16 protein-coding genes and 1 pseudogene are annotated in these 16,473 nt (G+C 62.8%); 11 read left to right on the top strand and 6 right to left on the bottom strand.

What is annotated here, in order from left to right:
* The first annotated feature begins 313 nt into the window (after positions 1-313).
* On the top strand, positions 314-1,441 hold the full coding sequence (locus NKK52_RS13650) for an ATP-dependent DNA helicase (protein ID WP_023682070.1): 1,128 nt from the start codon (positions 314-316) through the stop codon (positions 1,439-1,441).
* A gap of 34 nt (positions 1,442-1,475) precedes the next feature.
* Here NKK52_RS13650 and NKK52_RS13645 read toward each other — a convergent pair whose 3' ends face one another.
* Positions 1,476-1,895: a SpoIIAA family protein gene (locus tag NKK52_RS13645; RefSeq protein ID WP_023682069.1), complete on the bottom strand. Its 420-nt coding sequence runs from the start codon at positions 1,893-1,895 to the stop codon at positions 1,476-1,478.
* Between the two features lie 112 nt (positions 1,896-2,007).
* Here NKK52_RS13645 and NKK52_RS13640 point away from each other — a divergent pair, with 112 nt between their 5' ends.
* The 4 genes from NKK52_RS13640 to NKK52_RS13625 all read left to right on the top strand — a co-directional run bounded on the left by NKK52_RS13640 (position 2,008) and on the right by NKK52_RS13625 (position 7,875).
* The gene (locus NKK52_RS13640; RefSeq protein WP_023668363.1) at positions 2,008-2,748 is read left to right on the top strand and encodes a pyridoxine 5'-phosphate synthase; all 741 of its coding nucleotides are present in this window, start codon (positions 2,008-2,010) and stop codon (positions 2,746-2,748) included.
* A gap of 32 nt (positions 2,749-2,780) precedes the next feature.
* Complete coding sequence (locus tag NKK52_RS13635) at positions 2,781-4,739, top strand: potassium transporter Kup (RefSeq protein ID WP_460222022.1); 1,959 nt, start codon at positions 2,781-2,783, stop codon at positions 4,737-4,739.
* A 139-nt stretch (positions 4,740-4,878) separates the two neighbouring features.
* The gene (locus NKK52_RS13630) at positions 4,879-6,798 is read left to right on the top strand and encodes a potassium transporter Kup (protein ID WP_352629138.1); all 1,920 of its coding nucleotides are present in this window, start codon (positions 4,879-4,881) and stop codon (positions 6,796-6,798) included.
* Positions 6,799-6,834: 36 nt separating this feature from the next.
* Entirely contained in the window at positions 6,835-7,875 is a 1,041-nt protein-coding gene (locus NKK52_RS13625) for an SDR family oxidoreductase (protein ID WP_023685165.1), read from the top strand.
* 50 nt (positions 7,876-7,925) lie between these two features.
* Here NKK52_RS13625 and NKK52_RS13620 read toward each other — a convergent pair whose 3' ends face one another.
* Positions 7,926-8,816 carry an SDR family oxidoreductase gene (locus tag NKK52_RS13620; protein WP_023685166.1) on the bottom strand — a complete coding sequence of 297 codons (891 nt, stop codon included), beginning with the start codon at positions 8,814-8,816 and terminating at the stop codon, positions 7,926-7,928.
* A 138-nt stretch (positions 8,817-8,954) separates the two neighbouring features.
* On the opposite strand from NKK52_RS13620, the gene NKK52_RS13615 reads away from it, so the two are divergent.
* Complete coding sequence (locus NKK52_RS13615) at positions 8,955-9,362, top strand: winged helix-turn-helix transcriptional regulator (protein ID WP_023668372.1); 408 nt, start codon at positions 8,955-8,957, stop codon at positions 9,360-9,362.
* Between the two features lie 75 nt (positions 9,363-9,437).
* Positions 9,438-10,673 (top strand): annotated as a pseudogene (locus NKK52_RS13610) (FAD-dependent oxidoreductase); the annotation flags it as partial.
* On the opposite strand, the gene NKK52_RS13605 reads toward NKK52_RS13610, so the two are convergent.
* A complete protein-coding gene (locus NKK52_RS13605) occupies positions 10,636-11,376 on the bottom strand; it encodes a glutathione S-transferase family protein (RefSeq protein WP_023746878.1) in 741 nt (246 codons plus the stop codon). The pseudogene NKK52_RS13610 and the gene NKK52_RS13605 overlap by 38 nt on opposite strands.
* A gap of 1 nt (position 11,377) precedes the next feature.
* Positions 11,378-11,683, bottom strand: coding sequence for a Rieske (2Fe-2S) protein (locus tag NKK52_RS13600; RefSeq protein WP_023668375.1), 306 nt, complete (start codon positions 11,681-11,683; stop codon positions 11,378-11,380).
* A gap of 95 nt (positions 11,684-11,778) precedes the next feature.
* Here NKK52_RS13600 and NKK52_RS13595 point away from each other — a divergent pair, with 95 nt between their 5' ends.
* From NKK52_RS13595 to ilvC, 3 genes are all read left to right on the top strand, one after another.
* Positions 11,779-12,237: a MarR family winged helix-turn-helix transcriptional regulator gene (locus NKK52_RS13595; RefSeq protein ID WP_023685168.1), complete on the top strand. Its 459-nt coding sequence runs from the start codon at positions 11,779-11,781 to the stop codon at positions 12,235-12,237.
* Between the two features lie 157 nt (positions 12,238-12,394).
* Positions 12,395-13,045 (top strand): TetR/AcrR family transcriptional regulator, encoded by a 651-nt coding sequence (locus NKK52_RS13590; RefSeq protein ID WP_460222075.1) that lies wholly within the window; start codon positions 12,395-12,397, stop codon positions 13,043-13,045.
* A gap of 23 nt (positions 13,046-13,068) precedes the next feature.
* Entirely contained in the window at positions 13,069-14,088 is a 1,020-nt protein-coding gene (gene ilvC / locus NKK52_RS13585) for a ketol-acid reductoisomerase (RefSeq protein WP_013531065.1), read from the top strand.
* An 81-nt stretch (positions 14,089-14,169) separates the two neighbouring features.
* Here the strand turns inward: ilvC and NKK52_RS13580 are convergent, their stop codons facing one another.
* Both NKK52_RS13580 and NKK52_RS13575 read right to left on the bottom strand, forming a co-directional pair.
* A complete protein-coding gene (locus NKK52_RS13580; protein WP_023685169.1) occupies positions 14,170-14,454 on the bottom strand; it encodes a PilZ domain-containing protein in 285 nt (94 codons plus the stop codon).
* A gap of 169 nt (positions 14,455-14,623) precedes the next feature.
* On the bottom strand, positions 14,624-15,202 hold the full coding sequence (locus NKK52_RS13575) for a BA14K family protein (RefSeq protein WP_023685170.1): 579 nt from the start codon (positions 15,200-15,202) through the stop codon (positions 14,624-14,626).
* A gap of 157 nt (positions 15,203-15,359) precedes the next feature.
* Here NKK52_RS13575 and NKK52_RS13570 point away from each other — a divergent pair, with 157 nt between their 5' ends.
* Complete coding sequence (locus NKK52_RS13570; RefSeq protein ID WP_023685171.1) at positions 15,360-16,472, top strand: endonuclease/exonuclease/phosphatase family protein; 1,113 nt, start codon at positions 15,360-15,362, stop codon at positions 16,470-16,472.
* The last annotated feature ends 1 nt before the right edge of the window (position 16,473 follow it).

The raw sequence follows: 16,473 nt of genomic DNA, 5'->3' as shown, positions 1-16,473 counted from the left end.
CCTGCCTGCCGGCATCCTCTCGCTGTATAGCGACGGGGAGAGGGGTCGCTCGCGTCGATGGTTTCGCCAATCTTAAGCATCTCATGATGGCGCCGAGGCTGCGGCCAGCCTTTTTCTCCCGGTCAGTATACGGGGAGAAATGCCCGGCAGGGCAATGAGGGGCAGCGCTGGCGGTTTGTCATTATCTGAAGCGATTGCCCTCCGTTCTCAATGCTTGTTCCCTTTACGTTCCGGTTCGAGCCTGATAGGCTGCGCCCTCGGCATTGATGGTGGCGGCCTTGTCTTTCCCTTGCGAATCCGGTCTCTCGCGCTGATGGAATTCTCTCCCCAACAGGATGAGGCGTTGAAGGCGGTGGCGCGCTGGCTGAAAGAGGGCCGGCCGCAGGTCTTCCGGCTGTTCGGCTATGCCGGCACCGGCAAGACCACGCTGGCGCGCTATTTTGCCGAGCATGTCGACGGGCAGGTGCAGTTTGCCGCCTTCACCGGCAAGGCGGCGCAGGTGCTGCGTTCCAAGGGCGCGGTCAATGCCCGCACCATCCATTCGCTGATCTACCGGCCGAAGGGCGAGGAATCGGTGTCGGACGAGGTGACCGGCAAGACCTCGATGTCGCCGACCTTCTCGCTCAACCGGCAAAGCCCTATTTCACGGGCGAAGCTGGTGGTCATCGACGAATGCTCGATGGTCGACGAGCAGCTTGGCCGCGACCTTCTGAGTTTTGGCACGCCGATCCTGGTGCTTGGCGATCCGGCGCAGCTGCCGCCGATCTCGGGCGGCGGCTTTTTCACCGAGCATGAGCCGGATGTGCTCTTGACCGAAATCCATCGCCAGGCGCGCGACAATCCGATCATCCAGCTGGCGCTCGACGTGCGCGAGGGCCGCGAGTTCATGCGCGGCGACTACGGCAGCGCGCAGGTCATCGGCAAGGAGGACGTCACCCAGGAGTTGGTGCTGAAGGCGGACCAGGTGTTGGTCGGCACCAACCGAACACGCCGCCGCTACAATCAGCGCCTGCGCGAGCTGAAGGGTTTCAATGCCGATTATCCGCAGGCCGGAGACAAGCTGGTCTGCCTGCGCAACGACCCCGCCAAGGGCCTGCTCAACGGTTCGCTGTGGAAGGTGATGACCTCGTCGCGCGAGACGGTGAAGCCGGGCATCAACCTTCTGGTCTCGCCCGAGGAGGACGATCCCGACCGCGGCGTCGCCAAGATCAAGCTGCTCAAGTCGGCTTTCGAGGATCCGGACGCCGATATCCCCTGGCAGCAGAAGAAGCGCTTTGACGATTTCGACTATGGCTACGCGCTGACCGTGCACAAGGCGCAGGGTTCGCAGTGGAACGACGTCGTGCTGTTCGACGAGAGCTGGGCGTTCAAGGAAACCCGCCAGCGCTGGCTTTATACCGCCATCACGCGGGCGGCAGAGCGGCTGACGATTGTTAGATAACTGGCGTTGGATAGCTGGCGTTAGATAGCCGGCGTCAGGTAGCAGCCGGCGCAGCAGGGCTGAGTGGCGTCGCACCCAGCCATTGCCAGGCATCCGCTTCGTCCTCGGCCGCGAAGTGCCTGAACTCGATGGGTGGCGAAGCCGGAAGGAAGTTCCGCGCATCCGCTATCCAGTCGGGCTCACCGATCGTCGCGCACCGGGCGATATGCTCTAGCGCATGAACCGTACCTTGTTTCAGCGTCTCGTCGTCCATATCGATCCAGTCGACGCCCTCATGGTCGACCAGCCGCACCAAGACGTCGATCCTCGGGTGCAGCGCGTAGGCAGCCTCCAGCAATCCGAACAGATTTTCGCCGTCGGCTGCCGATACATGGCCGACGACGTCAATGGCGAAAAGGTCCTCACGGTCGGTTTCGAGGCGGCGGATCGCGGGCACGGATTGGAGAAAATTCATTGGCTGGGTTCCCCCTTGCGAGCAGATGTCATCACTGGAACACCCGAAAGCCCCTGTCTGTTCCCATCAAAGGCAGTATAGATGCGCTGCACAAACAGCCGGACCTCACACCATGCCCGCGAAACTCTCGGTCAATCTCAACGCCATCGCCATGCTGCGCAACCGCCGCAACCTGCCGTGGCCCAGCGTCACCGGGCTCGGCCGCCTGGCGTTGGCGGCCGGCGCGCACGGGCTGACGGTTCATCCGCGGCCCGACGAGCGCCACACCAGGCATTCCGACCTGCCGGAGATCCGGGCGCTGATCGACGACGAGTTTCCCAAGGCGGAATTCAACATCGAGGGCTACCCGACCGAGGATTTTCTGGCGCTTGTGGAAAGGCATCAGCCGGAGCAGGTGACGCTCGTGCCCGACGATCCGGCGCAGGCGACATCGGACCATGGCTGGAACTTTGCCGCCGAGGCGGCGTTCCTTAACCCGATCGTCAAGCGTCTGAAAAAAGGGGGCTTCCGCGTGTCGCTGTTTTCCGATCCGGATCCCACCGGCGTCAATGCCGCGCGCGACACCGGCGCCGACCGCATCGAGCTCTATACCGGGCCCTACGGCAGCTACCATTCCGATTCCGCCAAGGCGCGGAAGGAGCTGGAAAGATTGGGAAAAACCGCGGATGCCGCACTCGCCGCCGGGCTCCAGGTCAATGCCGGGCACGATCTGGTGGTGAACAACCTTCCGGCATTGGCAAAGCGCATTCCGGCATTGGCCGAAGTGTCTATCGGACACGGGTTGACAGCCGATGCGTTGGAGTATGGCATGGCCGGCACGGTGGGGCGGTTTCTGAAGGCTTGCGGTTGGTAGCGGTGGAAGGCTCGTGTCGAAGGTGATATCGCATGACAGCAAGCAAGGCGCACCGCACGATATCGGGGAGTAGTCGATGGCTCTTTCCAGCATCGGTCAGCGAGGCTGAACCCGTCGAACAACCGAACCACTCCCACACTGAACAGCACAGCACCAAAGTTCTGATGCTGGGCGCGCTTGGCGTCGTCTATGGCGATATCGGCACCAGCCCGATCTATGCCTTCCGCGAGGCGCTTCACGCTTCGCCTGGTACCGACACGCGCATAGATGTCCTGGGCGTGCTGTCGCTGATCGTCTGGGCGCTGACGATTATCGTCACCATAAAATACGTCGCTTTCGTGCTTCGCGCCGACAACAAGGGCGAGGGCGGCACGCTGTCCCTGATGGCGCTGGCGCGCAGCGCCTATCCAAAAGGCGCCAAGCTTATCCTCGGCATCGGACTTTGCGGGGCGTCGCTTTTTTTCGGAGACGCTATCATAACTCCGGCCATTTCCGTGCTGTCGGCAGTTGAGGGCCTGGAAGTGGTGACACCGACGCTGGAGGCCTATGTCGTTCCGATCACCTTGGTCATCCTGGCATTTCTGTTCTCCGTGCAGCGCTTCGGCACGGGGAAGGTGGCGGCAGTATTCGGGCCGGTGACGGCGCTATGGTTCCTGGCCATCGGCGTTTCCGGGCTCTACCACCTGATGGATGATCCTTCGGTGCTGTTGGCGATCAACCCGTACTATGCGATCGCCTACTTAGCCGGCACGCCGACCGCCGCTTTCGTGACCGTTGGTGCAGTGTTCCTGGCGGTAACGGGGGCCGAGGCGCTTTATGTCGACCTTGGACATTTCGGGCGCAAGCCGATCGTGCTCGCGTGGTTTTCCGTGGTGTTTCCTTGCCTGCTGCTCAACTACTTCGGCCAGGGCGCCTTTGTATTGGCGAATGGCGGCAGGCCGACCAATCCATTCTTCGAGATGTTGCCGGATTGGGCGCTGATGCCAATGGTCGGCTTGGCAACGGCCGCCACCGTGATCGCCAGTCAGGCGGTGATCTCGGGTGCTTTTTCGCTGGCACGTCAGGCAGTGCAACTCAACCTGCTGCCCCGCATCGAGGTGCAGCACACGTCCGAAATGCAGAGCGGCCAGATTTATATGCCGCGCGTCAACCTGCTCATCGCCCTGGGAGTGATGCTGCTGGTTGTCGGCTTCGGCAGCTCGAGTTCGCTGGCTTCCGCTTACGGAATTTCGGTAACCGGCGAGATGCTGATGACAACCATTCTGCTGTTCGTTGTCATGCGCAATTTGTGGAAATGGCAGCTTGGGCTCGCCCTGGCATTGGCGCTGCTGTTCGGCACCATCGACATGGGTTTCTTCCTGGCGAATGTCGTCAAGATCGTGGAAGGCGGATGGGTGTCAATATCCGTTGCCTGCCTCATGGGGCTGATCATGACCACCTGGATACGCGGCAGCCGCTATCTGTTCGACAAGACCCGGCGCAACGAAATCCCGCTCGATTTCCTCGCCGGCAATCTGCTGAAGAAGAAGCCGCAGCTGGTGTCCGGCACCGCCGTGTTCCTGACCAGCGATCCGCAAAGCGCGCCGACAGCGCTGATGCACAGCCTGAAGCACTACAAGGTGCTGCACGAGCAGAACGTCATTCTGTCGGTGGTCACCGCACCGCAGCCGCTGGTGCCCGACAGCGAGCGGGTCAAGATGGAGACAGTCAACGAGTTGTTCATGCGGGTGACGCTGACCTTCGGCTATATGGAGCAGCCCAACATTCCGCGCGCGCTGGCGATCTGCCGCAAGCAGGGCTGGAAGTTCGACATCATGACGACTTCGTTCTTCCTGTCGCGGCGCTCGCTCAAGGCATCGCCCAATTCCGGCATGCCGGTGTGGCAGGACAAGCTGTTCATCGGGCTCGCCCGCTCGGCGGCCGATGCGACGGAGTATTTCCAGATCCCGACCGGACGTGTGGTCGAGATCGGCACGCAGGTGGCGATCTAGGTTCCGGCAGCCTTTGACGCCACGCACCGGTCATTGCGGGGCAAGCCCTGCGCTGGGAACATGGTAGCCCTACCGTCACGGCACTTGATATTGCATCGCAGCAAGCGTAGAGCACCGCGCGCTTATCGGAGTGTCGTCCATGGCCCTTACCAATGCTGGTATTGAGGCAGAACCCGTCGAACAATCGAGCCATCCCGAAATCGAACAGCACAGCACCAAAGTTCTGATGCTGGGCGCGCTCGGCGTGGTCTATGGCGACATCGGCACCAGCCCGATCTACGCCTTCCGGGAAGCGCTTGTTGCGTCCTCCGGCGGCGAAATCGCCGAGCGCGGCGATATTCTGGGCGTGCTGTCGCTGATCATCTGGTCGTTGACGATTATCGTCACCATCAAATACATCATGTTTGTGCTCAGAGCCGACAACCGAGGCGAGGGCGGCGTGCTGTCGCTGATGGCGCTGGCGCGCGGCAGTTTCCCGACCCGCTCGGCGATCATCCTGGCCATCGGTATTGTCGGCGCGTCATTGTTCTTCGGTGACGCCGTCATCACGCCGGCAATCTCGGTGCTTTCGGCGGTTGAAGGCATGAATGTCGTTACCCCGACCTTCCAGCCCTACGTCGTGCCGCTGACGCTGGTCATCCTTGCGATCCTGTTTTCGGTGCAGCGCTTCGGGACCGGCGGTGTGGCGCTGATCTTCGGGCCGATCACGGCGGTCTGGTTCCTGGCTATCGGTCTTTCGGGCTTGAACCACATCATCGCCGATCCCGAAATCCTGTGGGCGGTCAGCCCGCACTACATCGTCGCCTTCCTGATCAATTCGCCCGATGTCGCCTTCGTCACCATCGGCGCCATCTTCCTCGCCGTCACCGGCGCCGAAGCGCTTTATGCCGATCTCGGCCATTTCGGCCGCAAGCCCATCGTGCTCGCCTGGCTGGCCATCGTGTTTCCCTGCCTGCTGCTAAACTATGCCGGGCAGGGCGCTTTCGTGCTGGCGAAGAACGGTCACGTCGGCCATCCATTCTTCGAGATGAACGAAGGCTGGACGCTGATCCCGATGGTGGTATTGGCAACCGCGGCGACGGTCATCGCCAGCCAGGCGGTCATATCGGGCGCCTTCTCGCTGACCAGGCAGGCGGTGCAGCTCAATATGCTGCCGCGCCTCGAAATCCTGCACACGTCGGAACGGCAGTCGGGCCAGATCTACATGCCGCGCGTCAATGTTTTGCTGGCGTTGGCGGTGATGTTGCTGGTCGTCGGTTTCGGCGAATCGAGCAAGCTCGCCTCCGCCTATGGCATCTCGGTGACCGGCAACATGTTGGTGACGACGGTGCTGCTGTTCGTCGTCATGACCCGCATCTGGAAATGGCGGCTGTGGGTGGCGGTCGCCATGACGGCGCTGTTCGGCTTCATCGACATCGGCTTCTTCGCCTCCAACATCGTGAAGGTGTTCGAGGGCGGCTGGGCGTCGCTTGCGGTGGCCTTCACCATCGTTCTGGCGATGTGGACCTGGCTGCGCGGCAGCCGCTATCTGTTCGACAAGACCCGGCGCAACGAAATCCCGCTCGATTTCCTCGCCGGCAATCTGCTGAAGAAGAAGCCGCAGCTGGTGTCCGGCACCGCCGTGTTCCTGACCAGCGATCCGCAAAGCGCGCCGACAGCGCTGATGCACAGCCTGAAGCACTACAAGGTGCTGCACGAGCAGAACGTCATTCTGTCGGTGGTCACCGCACCGCAGCCGCTGGTGCCCGACAGCGAGCGGGTCAAGATGGAGACAGTCAACGAGTTGTTCATGCGGGTGACGCTGACCTTCGGCTATATGGAGCAGCCCAACATTCCGCGCGCGCTGGCGATCTGCCGCAAGCAGGGCTGGAAGTTCGACATCATGACGACGTCGTTCTTCCTGTCGCGGCGCTCGCTCAAAGCATCGCCCAATTCCGGCATGCCGGTGTGGCAGGACAAGCTGTTCATCGGGCTCGCCCGCTCGGCGGCCGATGCGACGGAGTATTTCCAGATCCCGACCGGACGTGTGGTCGAGATCGGCACGCAGGTGGCGATCTAAGGGGTCTCGAAGGGATAAATCGTCGAGGAGGCTAATATGAGCGGCGAATTGGTGCTGGTCACCGGCGGGTCCGGCTTCCTCGGCGCTCACTGCATCCTCGAACTGTTGAAGGCCCGCTACCGCGTCCGCACCTCCGTGCGATCGGCCAGGCGCGAAGCCGATGTGCTCGCCATGCTCAAGGCAGGTGGCACGGAGCCCGGTGACGCCCTTTCATTCGCCCATGCCGATCTGATGGCCGACGCAGGCTGGCCGGCGGCGGTGGCCGGCTGCGATTACGTGCTGCATGTCGCATCGCCTTTTCCGCCCGGCGTGCCCACGCATGAGGATGACCTGATCCTTCCGGCGCGCGAGGGCGCGTTGCGCGTGCTGCGGGCGGCGCGGGATGCCGGGGTCAGGCGCGTCGTGCTCACCTCATCCTTCGCGGCCGTCGGCTATGGCAAGATGCGCGCGGATGGGCAGCCTTTCAACGAGGAAAACTGGACCGATCCGGCAGGCAAGGTCAGCGCCTATGTGAAGTCCAAGACGCTCGCCGAGCGCGCGGCCTGGGATTTCATCGCCGAGCAGGGCGGCGCGCTGGAGCTTGCGGTCGTCAATCCCGTTGGCATCTTTGGACCGGTGCTCGGCGCGGACCATTCGACCTCGACCGAATTTGTCCAGCGCATGCTGAACGGCGCCGTGCCTGGGCTGCCGCGCCTGTCCTTCGGCGTCGTCGACGCGCGCGACGTGGCGGATCTGCATGTTCGCGCCATGACCCACCCCGCCGCCAAGGGCGAACGGTTCCTCGCTGTCGCCGGCGATTTCATGACAGTGCGCGAGATCGCGCAGACCCTGAAGACGCGGCTCGGGCCGGCGGCGTCGCGCGTCTCGACGCGGGAGTTTCCCGATTGGCTGGTGCGCATCATCGGGCTGTTCAATCCGGAAGCGGCACAACTCGCAACGGAACTGGGCAAGATCAAGAACGCCACCAACGCCAAGGCGGTGCGCGTGCTCGGCTGGGCGCCACGCTCGCGCGAAGATGCGTTGACTGCCACGGGCGAAAGCCTGATCCGGCTGGGACTGGTCAAGCGACGTAAGTAATTGTGCGGGAGGCCGAACCTTAAGGGCTCGGCGTCCCGCAACGGCAGCTTTCAGCCGGCCAGTGCAGCCTTGTTCGTCTCCAGAAACTGCTTCAGCGGCACCGACTTTCGGCCGGAGAGTTTTTCGACCGCGTCGGTCACCATGCCGAGGTCACCGGCGCGGGCGGCGGCGTCGAATGAAACCAGCACCTTGGCGAAGGGTTCAGGCAGGCCGGCCGACTTCATTCCCTCGGTCAGGGCTTCGTCGGAAAGCTGGATGACCTTGATCGGCTTGCTGGTGACCTCGGTGACCAACGCCGCCACTTCGGCAGCCGTATACGCACTGGGGCCGGTGAGCGTGTAAGTCGCGCTTTCGCTGCTGTCCGAGGCGAGCCCCGCTGCGATCGCCGCCGCGAAATCGTCGCGCGTGCCGTAGGAAATGGCGCCGTCGCCGGCGGAGGTGTACCAATGACCCGACGCCAGAACCTGCGGCAACGCCATGAACAGGTTCTCGTTATACCAGCCGTTGCGGAATATCGTGTAGGGGATCCCGCTCGCCTTGATCGCCTGTTCGGTGTCGTAGTGGTCGGGCGCGAAAACAACCGGCGAACCAGGCTCGGGGTTGGGCATCGAGGTGTACAGCAGGTGGCCGACGCCAGCCTGTTTGGCCGCCGTCACCGCCGCAAGCTGCTGCTCGCGCCGCTTCCCCTGTACCTCAAGTTCGTTGGTCGAGATGACGAGTGCCCGGTCGGCTCCCGCGAAGGCCTCGGCAAGCGATTGCGGGTCGTTGAAGTCAGCGGCTCTGACGACGACGCCGCGCACCGCCAGATCGGCAAGGTTGGCGGGTGTACGGGTGGTGGCGATGATGCGGTTTGCGGGGACCTTTAATGTGTCCAGCAGGTGGTTGATGACGCCGCGGCCAAGCTGGCCGGAAGCGCCGGTGACGAGAAGGGTTGCGGTCATGGGGGATCCTGAAATTGCGCCGGGTGGCGGGTGCTTCTGACAGTCTCAAAAAGAGACCAGCACTAAAATAAGAATTGACCGGCCACCGTAAAGAAGGCAGTTTTTAGGGAGGTAGGCACCGCCAGGGAACCAGCAGCCATGGACGGCAAGGTCGTCAATCTGAGAACCAAGCTCAATATATTCAAAGCCACCAGCGATGGCGCAAACATTGCCGATTGCCCGGTTCGCGACGTGATGCAGGGCGTGAACGGCAAATGGAGTTCGCTGCTGATGGCGGCGCTCGCAGAGCAGCCCTATCGTTTCGGCGAGTTGCGGCGCCTGGTGCCCGACATCTCGCAGCGCATGCTCACTCAGACGCTCCACGATCTGCAGCGCGACGGCTTTGTTCATCGCGAAGTGTTCCCGACCAAGCCGCCAAGCGTCGAATACAGCCTGACCGATCTCGGCCGTTCGATGTTCGGCGCCTTGCATCAATTGATCCTGTGGGCCGAACTCAACCATGGTGCGGTGCGCACGGCGCGCGCTTCCTTCGACGCCGGTGGCTGATATTTTGGTCCATGCAGCAAAGGCTTGATTTGACAATGGCGCTGAAGGATTGTCCGGCCAGTGGTTGGGCGGGCAATGGAAAAATCTCTCGACATCGCGATTGCGGGCGCCGGCCCGGCGGGGCTCGCCACCGCGCTCTATCTCAAGCGCGCGGGCCACAACGTCACCATCTTCGAACGTTTCGAGGAACCCAAGCCCGTCGGTTCCGGACTGATCCTGCAGCCGACCGGGCTGAGCGTGCTCGCCGATCTCGGCCTGCTCGACGACATTCTGGCGCTGGGGAGCCGCATCGAGCGTCTGCATGGCGCCGATGCCTCGACCGGCCGCACCGTGCTCGCCGTGCGCTACGATGCGCAGCCTGGCGGCCGTTTCGGGCTGGCGGTGCACCGGGCGGCATTGTTCAACGTGTTGTTTCGCGCCGCGCAGCGCCAAGGTATCGCCATCGAAACCAGTGTCGAGATCGAGGCGCTGGACGTCGGTGAGCGGGCGATCCTGATCTTCGACAAGAGCCGAACGGTGGGGGGCCGCAGGGCAGGGCCGTTCGACCTCGTGGTCGACGCCAGCGGCTCGCGTTCGAAGCTGCGCCGGTGCCTCAACGATCCGGCCCAGCCGCGGCAGCTCACTTACGGCGCGTTCTGGGCCTCGCTCGGCTGGCGCGAAGGCTTCGACGAAAATGCGCTGCTGCAGCGCTACGACAAGGCCAGCGTGATGATCGGCGTCCTGCCGATCGGCCGACCGGAGCCGGGCGGGGAAAAGATGGCGGCGTTCTTCTGGAGCCTGAAGCCGGCGGATGCCGAAAACGTGCGCGCGGCAGGGCTCGACGCCTGGAAGGCGAGACTGGTCTCGCTGTGGCCACAGTGCGAGGCGTTCACCAGCCAGATCGACAGCTTCGACCAGCTGTCGCTGGCGCGCTACGGCCACCACACGATGAAGCTGCCGGCCGGCCGCAGGCTGGCCGTCATCGGCGATGCCGCGCATTCGACCAGCCCGCAGCTCGGGCAAGGCGCCAACATGGCGCTGCTCGACGCGGCAGCACTCAGCCATGCCTTGGCACAAACGGGCAACGTCGAGGCAGCGCTGGAAAGCTACGCCCGGGCGCGGCGATGGCATGTCCGAATCTTCCAGCTGCTGTCGCTGGCGCTGACGCCGTTCTACCAGTCGGACGGCACGATGCTGCCCTTCTTCCGCGACAGGCTGGTGGCAACCATCGCAAAGGTGCCGCCACTGCCAAGCGTGCTCGCCTCGATGGTGGCCGGCACTTTGATCGATCCGTTCAGGCGGATCGGGCTAGAGGAGGTGCACTGGCCAGATCATCCGGCGAGATCAGGGTCGAGAGAAACGAATTTCTCGCACGCAGGAATAGACGCAGCCGCTGCGGATAGTCCGGCGCCACGGCACCCTTGATCGAGGCGCGTTCGCTCAACGCCTTGCGCCAGGCCTGGACCAATGGCTTGCCGTCCAGAATGCCGAAATTGCCGATCCGGTCGAAGGCGTCGAGATAGCGGAAGACCGGGCCGTAGACGGCATCGACGAGGCAAAAGCGCTGGCCGCTGAACCACGGTCCGGCCTGGTCGGCCAGTTCGTCCTCCAGACGATCGAACATGGCCGAAAGTGCCGTGGACTCTGCCAGGAAGGCGGCCTCCGTCGAAGCCGAGTAGAACCGGCCGATGGTGTTCAATGTCGCCGAGCCGAACTCGATCCAGGCGCGATGCCGGGCACGGGCGTAGGCGTCGGCCGGATGCAGAGGATTGGCTTGCGTCTCCTCGAGGAATTCGAGAATGACGGCGGATTCGAAGATCACCGTCTCCTCGCCATTTGCCTGGACGATCAGCAGCGGCACCTTGCCCAGCGGCGAGATCGCCTTGAACCAGTCCGGCTTGTTGGCGAGGTCGATGGTGACGCGTTCGAACGGCACGCCCTTCTCAGTCAGCGAGATCGCGGCGCGCTGGACATAGGGGCACAGATGATGGCTGACCAGAATGAGCTTGCCAGTCATTTCATTCTTCTCAGGCATGTCACTCTCCCCAGACATAGTTCAACGCGCCGTCCTCTACGCGCGTCGACAGGAACATCAGTCGCGACGCTTTTGGCGCCGGACCTTCAAGCCGATCGCCGCTTTCCATATCGAAGGCGGCACCGTGCCATTGGCAGACCAGCTTGCCGTCCTTGCAGTCGAGCGGCCCGCCGAAATGCAGGCAGACATTGGCGGCGGCACGGACACGCTCGCCGCTGCGCCAGACATGGACCTCGCGGCCGAAGAACGGTGCGATCAGGCTGCCCGTCTGCGGGACGTCGGCGACTTTGCAGATTTCGTGTTTCATGGATTTTTCCCAGATTGATGCAATTGCATGCATATAGATGCATATGCATTGACCGTCAAGCTTGATGCAACTGCATCTACCGCCTAGGATGGGTCATGACCAAAACAACCACGCCTTCGCCCGAAGCCGTCAAGGCCTGGGCCCGCCTGATGCGGGTTTCGCGCCAGCTCATCGAAAAGGCGGAAGAGGCTTTGAAGACTAGCGGCTTGCCGCCGCTCGACTGGTATGACGTGCTGCATGAACTCGCCGAGGCGGGTGAGGGCGGGCTGCGGCCATTCCAGCTGACCGAGCGCACACTGTTTGCGCAGTATAACATCTCGCGGCTTCTGGCGCGCCTCGAGGCAGACGGACTGGTCGAGAAGCTCAGGGCTGCCGATGACGGCCGCGGCCAGACCATCCGCATCTCGGCCAAGGGCCGTCAGACGCGGCGATGGATGTGGGCTGTCTATGGACGGTCGATTGCGGAATTGGTCGGCGCAAAACTCTCCGCTGAGGAGCTGAAGATACTGGCGAGCCTGCTTGGAGAGTTGCGCCATCCGCCCGCCGATGATTGATCCGTCAGAATCTCGTGGTTTGCTCGGCGGCTCTCACGTCGACGATTTTTCTAACTGGCCCCTTGCGTCGAGCATAGGATTGCGCAATATGCCGAACCGTAACGTACGGTACGCCGTTTGAGGCGACCCGGCGACCTCATCGAATGGGCGGAAATTGTTGCAGGCAAGCGCCGACATCGATACCAGCGAAGTGCTGACAGAGCGGCAAAAGGCCGTCCTGGACGCGGCTTTGCGGCTGCTGGTCGAGGAGGGCGACAATCTGACCATGACGGCGGTGGCGCGCCGCGCCAGCTGCTCGAAGGAAACGCTCTACAAATGGTTCGGCGACCGCGACGGACTGCTGACGGCGACCGTGCAGTGGCAGGCATCGAAAGTGCGCGTGGTGCCGGTCGACGGTGAGCGGCTCGATCTTGCCTCGCTGACGGCAAGCCTGGAAGGCTTCGCCTCGGACTGGCTGAAGGTGATTTCGAGCGATACCTCGATCGCGCTGAACCGCGTCGCGGTCGGCCATGCCGGATCCGGAAAGGACGATCTCGGCGCCATCGTGCTGGAGAATGGCCGTTTCGCGCTGGCCAGACGGCTGAAGCCGGTGCTGCTTGCCGGCAAGCAGGCCGGGCTGCTCGACTTTACGGATGCCGAAATGGCGTTCCGGACCTTTTTCGGGCTGGTCGCCCGCGACGTGCAGATCCGTCTCCTGCTCGGCGACAGGCTGGAATTGACTGAAGCGGCGATCGGCGGCGATGCCGTCCGGGCAACGCAGCAGTTTCTCGCTCTTTATGGAGCAAAAACCGGGCCGCAAGGCCTCTAATCTCTACGGGAAGGAAGCAAAAGATGCGTGTCTATTACGATCGCGACGCCGATCTCAATCTGATCAAGGGCAAGAAGGTCGCCATCATCGGCTATGGCAGCCAAGGCCGGGCGCATGCGCTCAACCTCAAGGATTCGGGCGCCAAGGAAATCGCCATCGGCCTCAAGGCGGGATCGGCGACGGCCAAGAAGGTCGAGGCCGACGGGCTCAAGGTGATGAGCGTGGCGGACGCTGCCAAATGGGCCGATTTGATGATGATGGCGACGCCTGACGAATTGCAGGCCGACATCTACAAAAACGAAATCGCGCCAAACATTCGTGACGGCGCCGCGATTGCCTTCGCGCACGGCCTCAACGTGCATTTCGGCCTCATCGAGCCGAAGTCGACCGTCGATGTCGTCATGATCGCGCCGAAAGGCCCCGGCCACACGGTGCGCGGCGAATACCAGAAGGGCGGCGGCGTGCCGTGCCTGGTCGCCGTCAACCAGGATGCTTCCGGCAACGCGCTCGATCTCGCTCTGTCCTACGCCTGCGGCGTCGGCGGCGGCCGTTCGGGCATCATCGAGACCAATTTCCGCGAGGAATGCGAGACCGATCTGTTCGGCGAGCAGGTCGTGCTCTGCGGCGGCCTGGTCGAACTGATCCGCGCCGGTTTTGAGACGCTGGTGGAAGCCGGCTATGCGCCCGAAATGGCCTATTTCGAGTGCCTGCACGAGGTCAAGCTGATCGTCGACCTGATCTATGAAGGGGGCATCGCCAACATGAACTACTCGATCTCGAACACGGCCGAATGGGGCGAATATGTCTCTGGCCCGCGCATTATCACCGCCGAGACCAAGGCCGAGATGAAGCGCGTGCTGAAGGACATCCAGACCGGAAAATTCACCTCGGAGTGGATGCAGGAATACCGCGCCGGCATGTCGCGCTTCAAGGGCATCCGCCGCAACAATGACAGCCACCAGATCGAGGAAGTCGGCGCCAAGCTGCGCGCCATGATGCCCTGGATTTCCAAGAACAAGCTGGTCGACAAGGCCAAGAACTAACCCGCAGTCGTCGGGATTGGGAGCAAAGAGCCGGCGGAGCGATCCGCCGGCTTTTTCATGCCGGTTTATCGATCAGGATACTCAGCCATAGTGCCAATGCGGCTTCGGCTCGGTGCCGGTGAACTCGACGCCGATGCGGTCGTCGCGGCGCCAGCGCACGATGGCCTTGTAGCCGATGCCGTCGACCGGCACATAGAGCAGGAACTCGTCCGGCACGCGCGCGTCTATAGACACTTTCAGCTCGGCGCCGCCGGCGTGCATGTTGCGCACCGTGCACTTGACCTCGGAATTGGTGAGGCCGGTCAGAATCGTCGCGCCTTTCAGCACGCGCTGCCGGTGTTTGTTTCGCAATTCGTTGTCGGCCATGACGGCACGTCCTTCGCGACCGGATCGGCGCGATCGTCAGATGGGGCACGATATCACGGATAGGCTGAGCCGATAAACATATGGTTAGCGGTGACCGAGACCAGCCGTCTTTCCCAAATGAAAACGGCGCCGCGTTGGGGCGGCGCCGTCGTGTATTGTCGTTTATAGTTCAGCTGTAGGGCGACCAGCATTGCTGGCGCGGGCCACCATAGGGCTGGAACGTGTTGTCCCAGGCCCGGTAGGACCGATAGCGGTCGTAGCACCACTGTACATGGGCGCTGGACAGACGCTGCGTGCGGTAATAGCGGCGGGGCGCCGGCTGCACGTAATAGCCGTCATTGTAATAGCCGTTGTTGTAGTAGCCGTTGTTGTAGATGCTGCCGAGGCCGAGACCCAGGCCGAGGCCGAGAACTGCTGCGGCGCCGGTGTCAAAATCACGGCCGCGATGGTGGCGGTGATGGCGCCAGCGCCAGTTGTCGCCGCCGTTCCAGTTGCCGCCATTCCAGTTGCCTGACCGGGCAAAGCGACGGCCGTCGTGGCGGCGCCACTGCCAATCGTTGAAGGAGCGGCGGTCATTGCCGCCCGCCCAGCTGTCGCGAACCGGTGTGATGTCAGACAATGCGGTGCTTGCCGGCACCGACAAGTCCGGCTGCAGGATCGGGCCCGCGGCGGATGGCGCCGTGAGACCCGAGAAAAGACCGAGCGCTAACAGCCCGGATTTGACTGTGGACGAAAAGAGCGAGCTCATTGCACTCTCCAAGTGATACAGGCCCCACGCCCGGATACCCCAGGGAAGTGGCCTATTGATGGACCTTGGCGTCTGAACGGAGGATGAACAGAAAGGTTCCATCAGCCATGACGAGCAGCCCTTGTTTTCATTGGCGCTTGCAGGCAAAGGTCAGTCCATGTCGCTGCGCCTCGCCACTTTCAATGTCGAAAACCTGATGAACAGGTTCGATTTCTCGGGCTTCCGCAACCAGCTCAACGAAGACCGCACGCTGGCGCTTTTCGGCATCCAGAGCGAAGCCGAATACCGGATGCTGGAGCAGGCGCGCGCCATCGCACAGTCCGACGATACGCGCCAGTTGACCGCGCTCGCCATCGCCGCCACCCGCGCCGACATCATCTGCATGCAGGAGGTTGACAACATCGAGGCGCTGAAGGCGTTCGAGTATGGCTATCTCTTCAAGATGGTGGGCGAGGGTTACCGGCAGAAATACACCACCGCCGGCAATGATTCGCGCGGCATCGACGTTGCCCTGATGATGCGCAACGAGACAGCGCAAGGTCAGCCGATCGAATTCGTGCGCATGACCAGCCATGCCTATGTCACGTTCGAGCAGTTCGGATTGCACACGCCTGAACTCGAGGCGCTCGGCAACCTGGCCAATGAACGCATCTTCCGGCGCGATTGCCTGGAGGTCGACATCAAGGTCGGCGGCGTGCCGCTGACGCTTTACCTCGTCCATTTCAAATCGATGGGCTCGCCGCGCAATGGGCTCGACGGCCGCGAGGCGACGATGCCGGTGCGCATCGCCGAGGCGCAAGCCGTGCGCCGCATCATCGAGGAGCGCTTCGGCAAAGAGCACGCAGCCGATAAAAACTGGGCGATCTGCGGCGACATGAACGACTACCGCCAGCGGGTGAAGATCGAGGGCGACGCTATCGACGGCTACCGCTTCCAGGTGATCGACGAGAGCCAGTCCTGTATCGATGTGCTCACCGCCGGCGGCTTTTGCGAGAATGTCGTCGAGCGGCGGCCGGAGATGGACCGCTGGAGTTTCTACCACACGCGCGGGCCGAAGGAGCGGCATCTGTGCCAGCTCGACTACATCCTGCTGTCGAAAGGGCTGGCGGCGAAGAATGCGACGGCGGTTCCCGACATCATCCGCAACGGCCAGCCCTGGCGCACCATCTTTCCGGCGGGACAGGCGGTGGAGCGCTTTCCGCGCGCCGGCTGGGACCGGCCGAAGGCGTCGGACCATTGTCCCGTCGCAATTACCCTGGACATGGCTTGAG

Source organism: Mesorhizobium sp. C277A, from assembly GCF_040324395.1.
GTDB lineage: Bacteria > Pseudomonadota > Alphaproteobacteria > Rhizobiales > Rhizobiaceae > Mesorhizobium.
The sequence above is the reverse complement of the archived record's forward strand: the minus strand, read 5'-3'. Positions and strand labels throughout refer to the sequence as shown.

What these genes read in the sequence shown, in the direction of transcription:
- NKK52_RS13650 (WP_023682070.1), top strand. Translation starts at nt 314, where the DNA reads ATGGAATTCTCTCCCCAACAGGATGAGGCGTTGAAGGCGGTGGCGCGC.
- NKK52_RS13645 (WP_023682069.1), bottom strand. Translation starts at nt 1,895, where the DNA reads ATGAATTTTCTCCAATCCGTGCCCGCGATCCGCCGCCTCGAAACCGAC.
- NKK52_RS13640 (WP_023668363.1), top strand. Translation starts at nt 2,008, where the DNA reads ATGCCCGCGAAACTCTCGGTCAATCTCAACGCCATCGCCATGCTGCGC.
- NKK52_RS13635 (WP_460222022.1), top strand. Translation starts at nt 2,781, where the DNA reads ATGACAGCAAGCAAGGCGCACCGCACGATATCGGGGAGTAGTCGATGG.
- NKK52_RS13630 (WP_352629138.1), top strand. Translation starts at nt 4,879, where the DNA reads ATGGCCCTTACCAATGCTGGTATTGAGGCAGAACCCGTCGAACAATCG.
- NKK52_RS13625 (WP_023685165.1), top strand. Translation starts at nt 6,835, where the DNA reads ATGAGCGGCGAATTGGTGCTGGTCACCGGCGGGTCCGGCTTCCTCGGC.
- NKK52_RS13620 (WP_023685166.1), bottom strand. Translation starts at nt 8,816, where the DNA reads ATGACCGCAACCCTTCTCGTCACCGGCGCTTCCGGCCAGCTTGGCCGC.
- NKK52_RS13615 (WP_023668372.1), top strand. Translation starts at nt 8,955, where the DNA reads ATGGACGGCAAGGTCGTCAATCTGAGAACCAAGCTCAATATATTCAAA.
- NKK52_RS13605 (WP_023746878.1), bottom strand. Translation starts at nt 11,376, where the DNA reads ATGCCTGAGAAGAATGAAATGACTGGCAAGCTCATTCTGGTCAGCCAT.
- NKK52_RS13600 (WP_023668375.1), bottom strand. Translation starts at nt 11,683, where the DNA reads ATGAAACACGAAATCTGCAAAGTCGCCGACGTCCCGCAGACGGGCAGC.
- NKK52_RS13595 (WP_023685168.1), top strand. Translation starts at nt 11,779, where the DNA reads ATGACCAAAACAACCACGCCTTCGCCCGAAGCCGTCAAGGCCTGGGCC.
- ilvC (WP_013531065.1), top strand. Translation starts at nt 13,069, where the DNA reads ATGCGTGTCTATTACGATCGCGACGCCGATCTCAATCTGATCAAGGGC.
- NKK52_RS13580 (WP_023685169.1), bottom strand. Translation starts at nt 14,454, where the DNA reads ATGGCCGACAACGAATTGCGAAACAAACACCGGCAGCGCGTGCTGAAA.
- NKK52_RS13575 (WP_023685170.1), bottom strand. Translation starts at nt 15,202, where the DNA reads ATGAGCTCGCTCTTTTCGTCCACAGTCAAATCCGGGCTGTTAGCGCTC.
- NKK52_RS13570 (WP_023685171.1), top strand. Translation starts at nt 15,360, where the DNA reads ATGTCGCTGCGCCTCGCCACTTTCAATGTCGAAAACCTGATGAACAGG.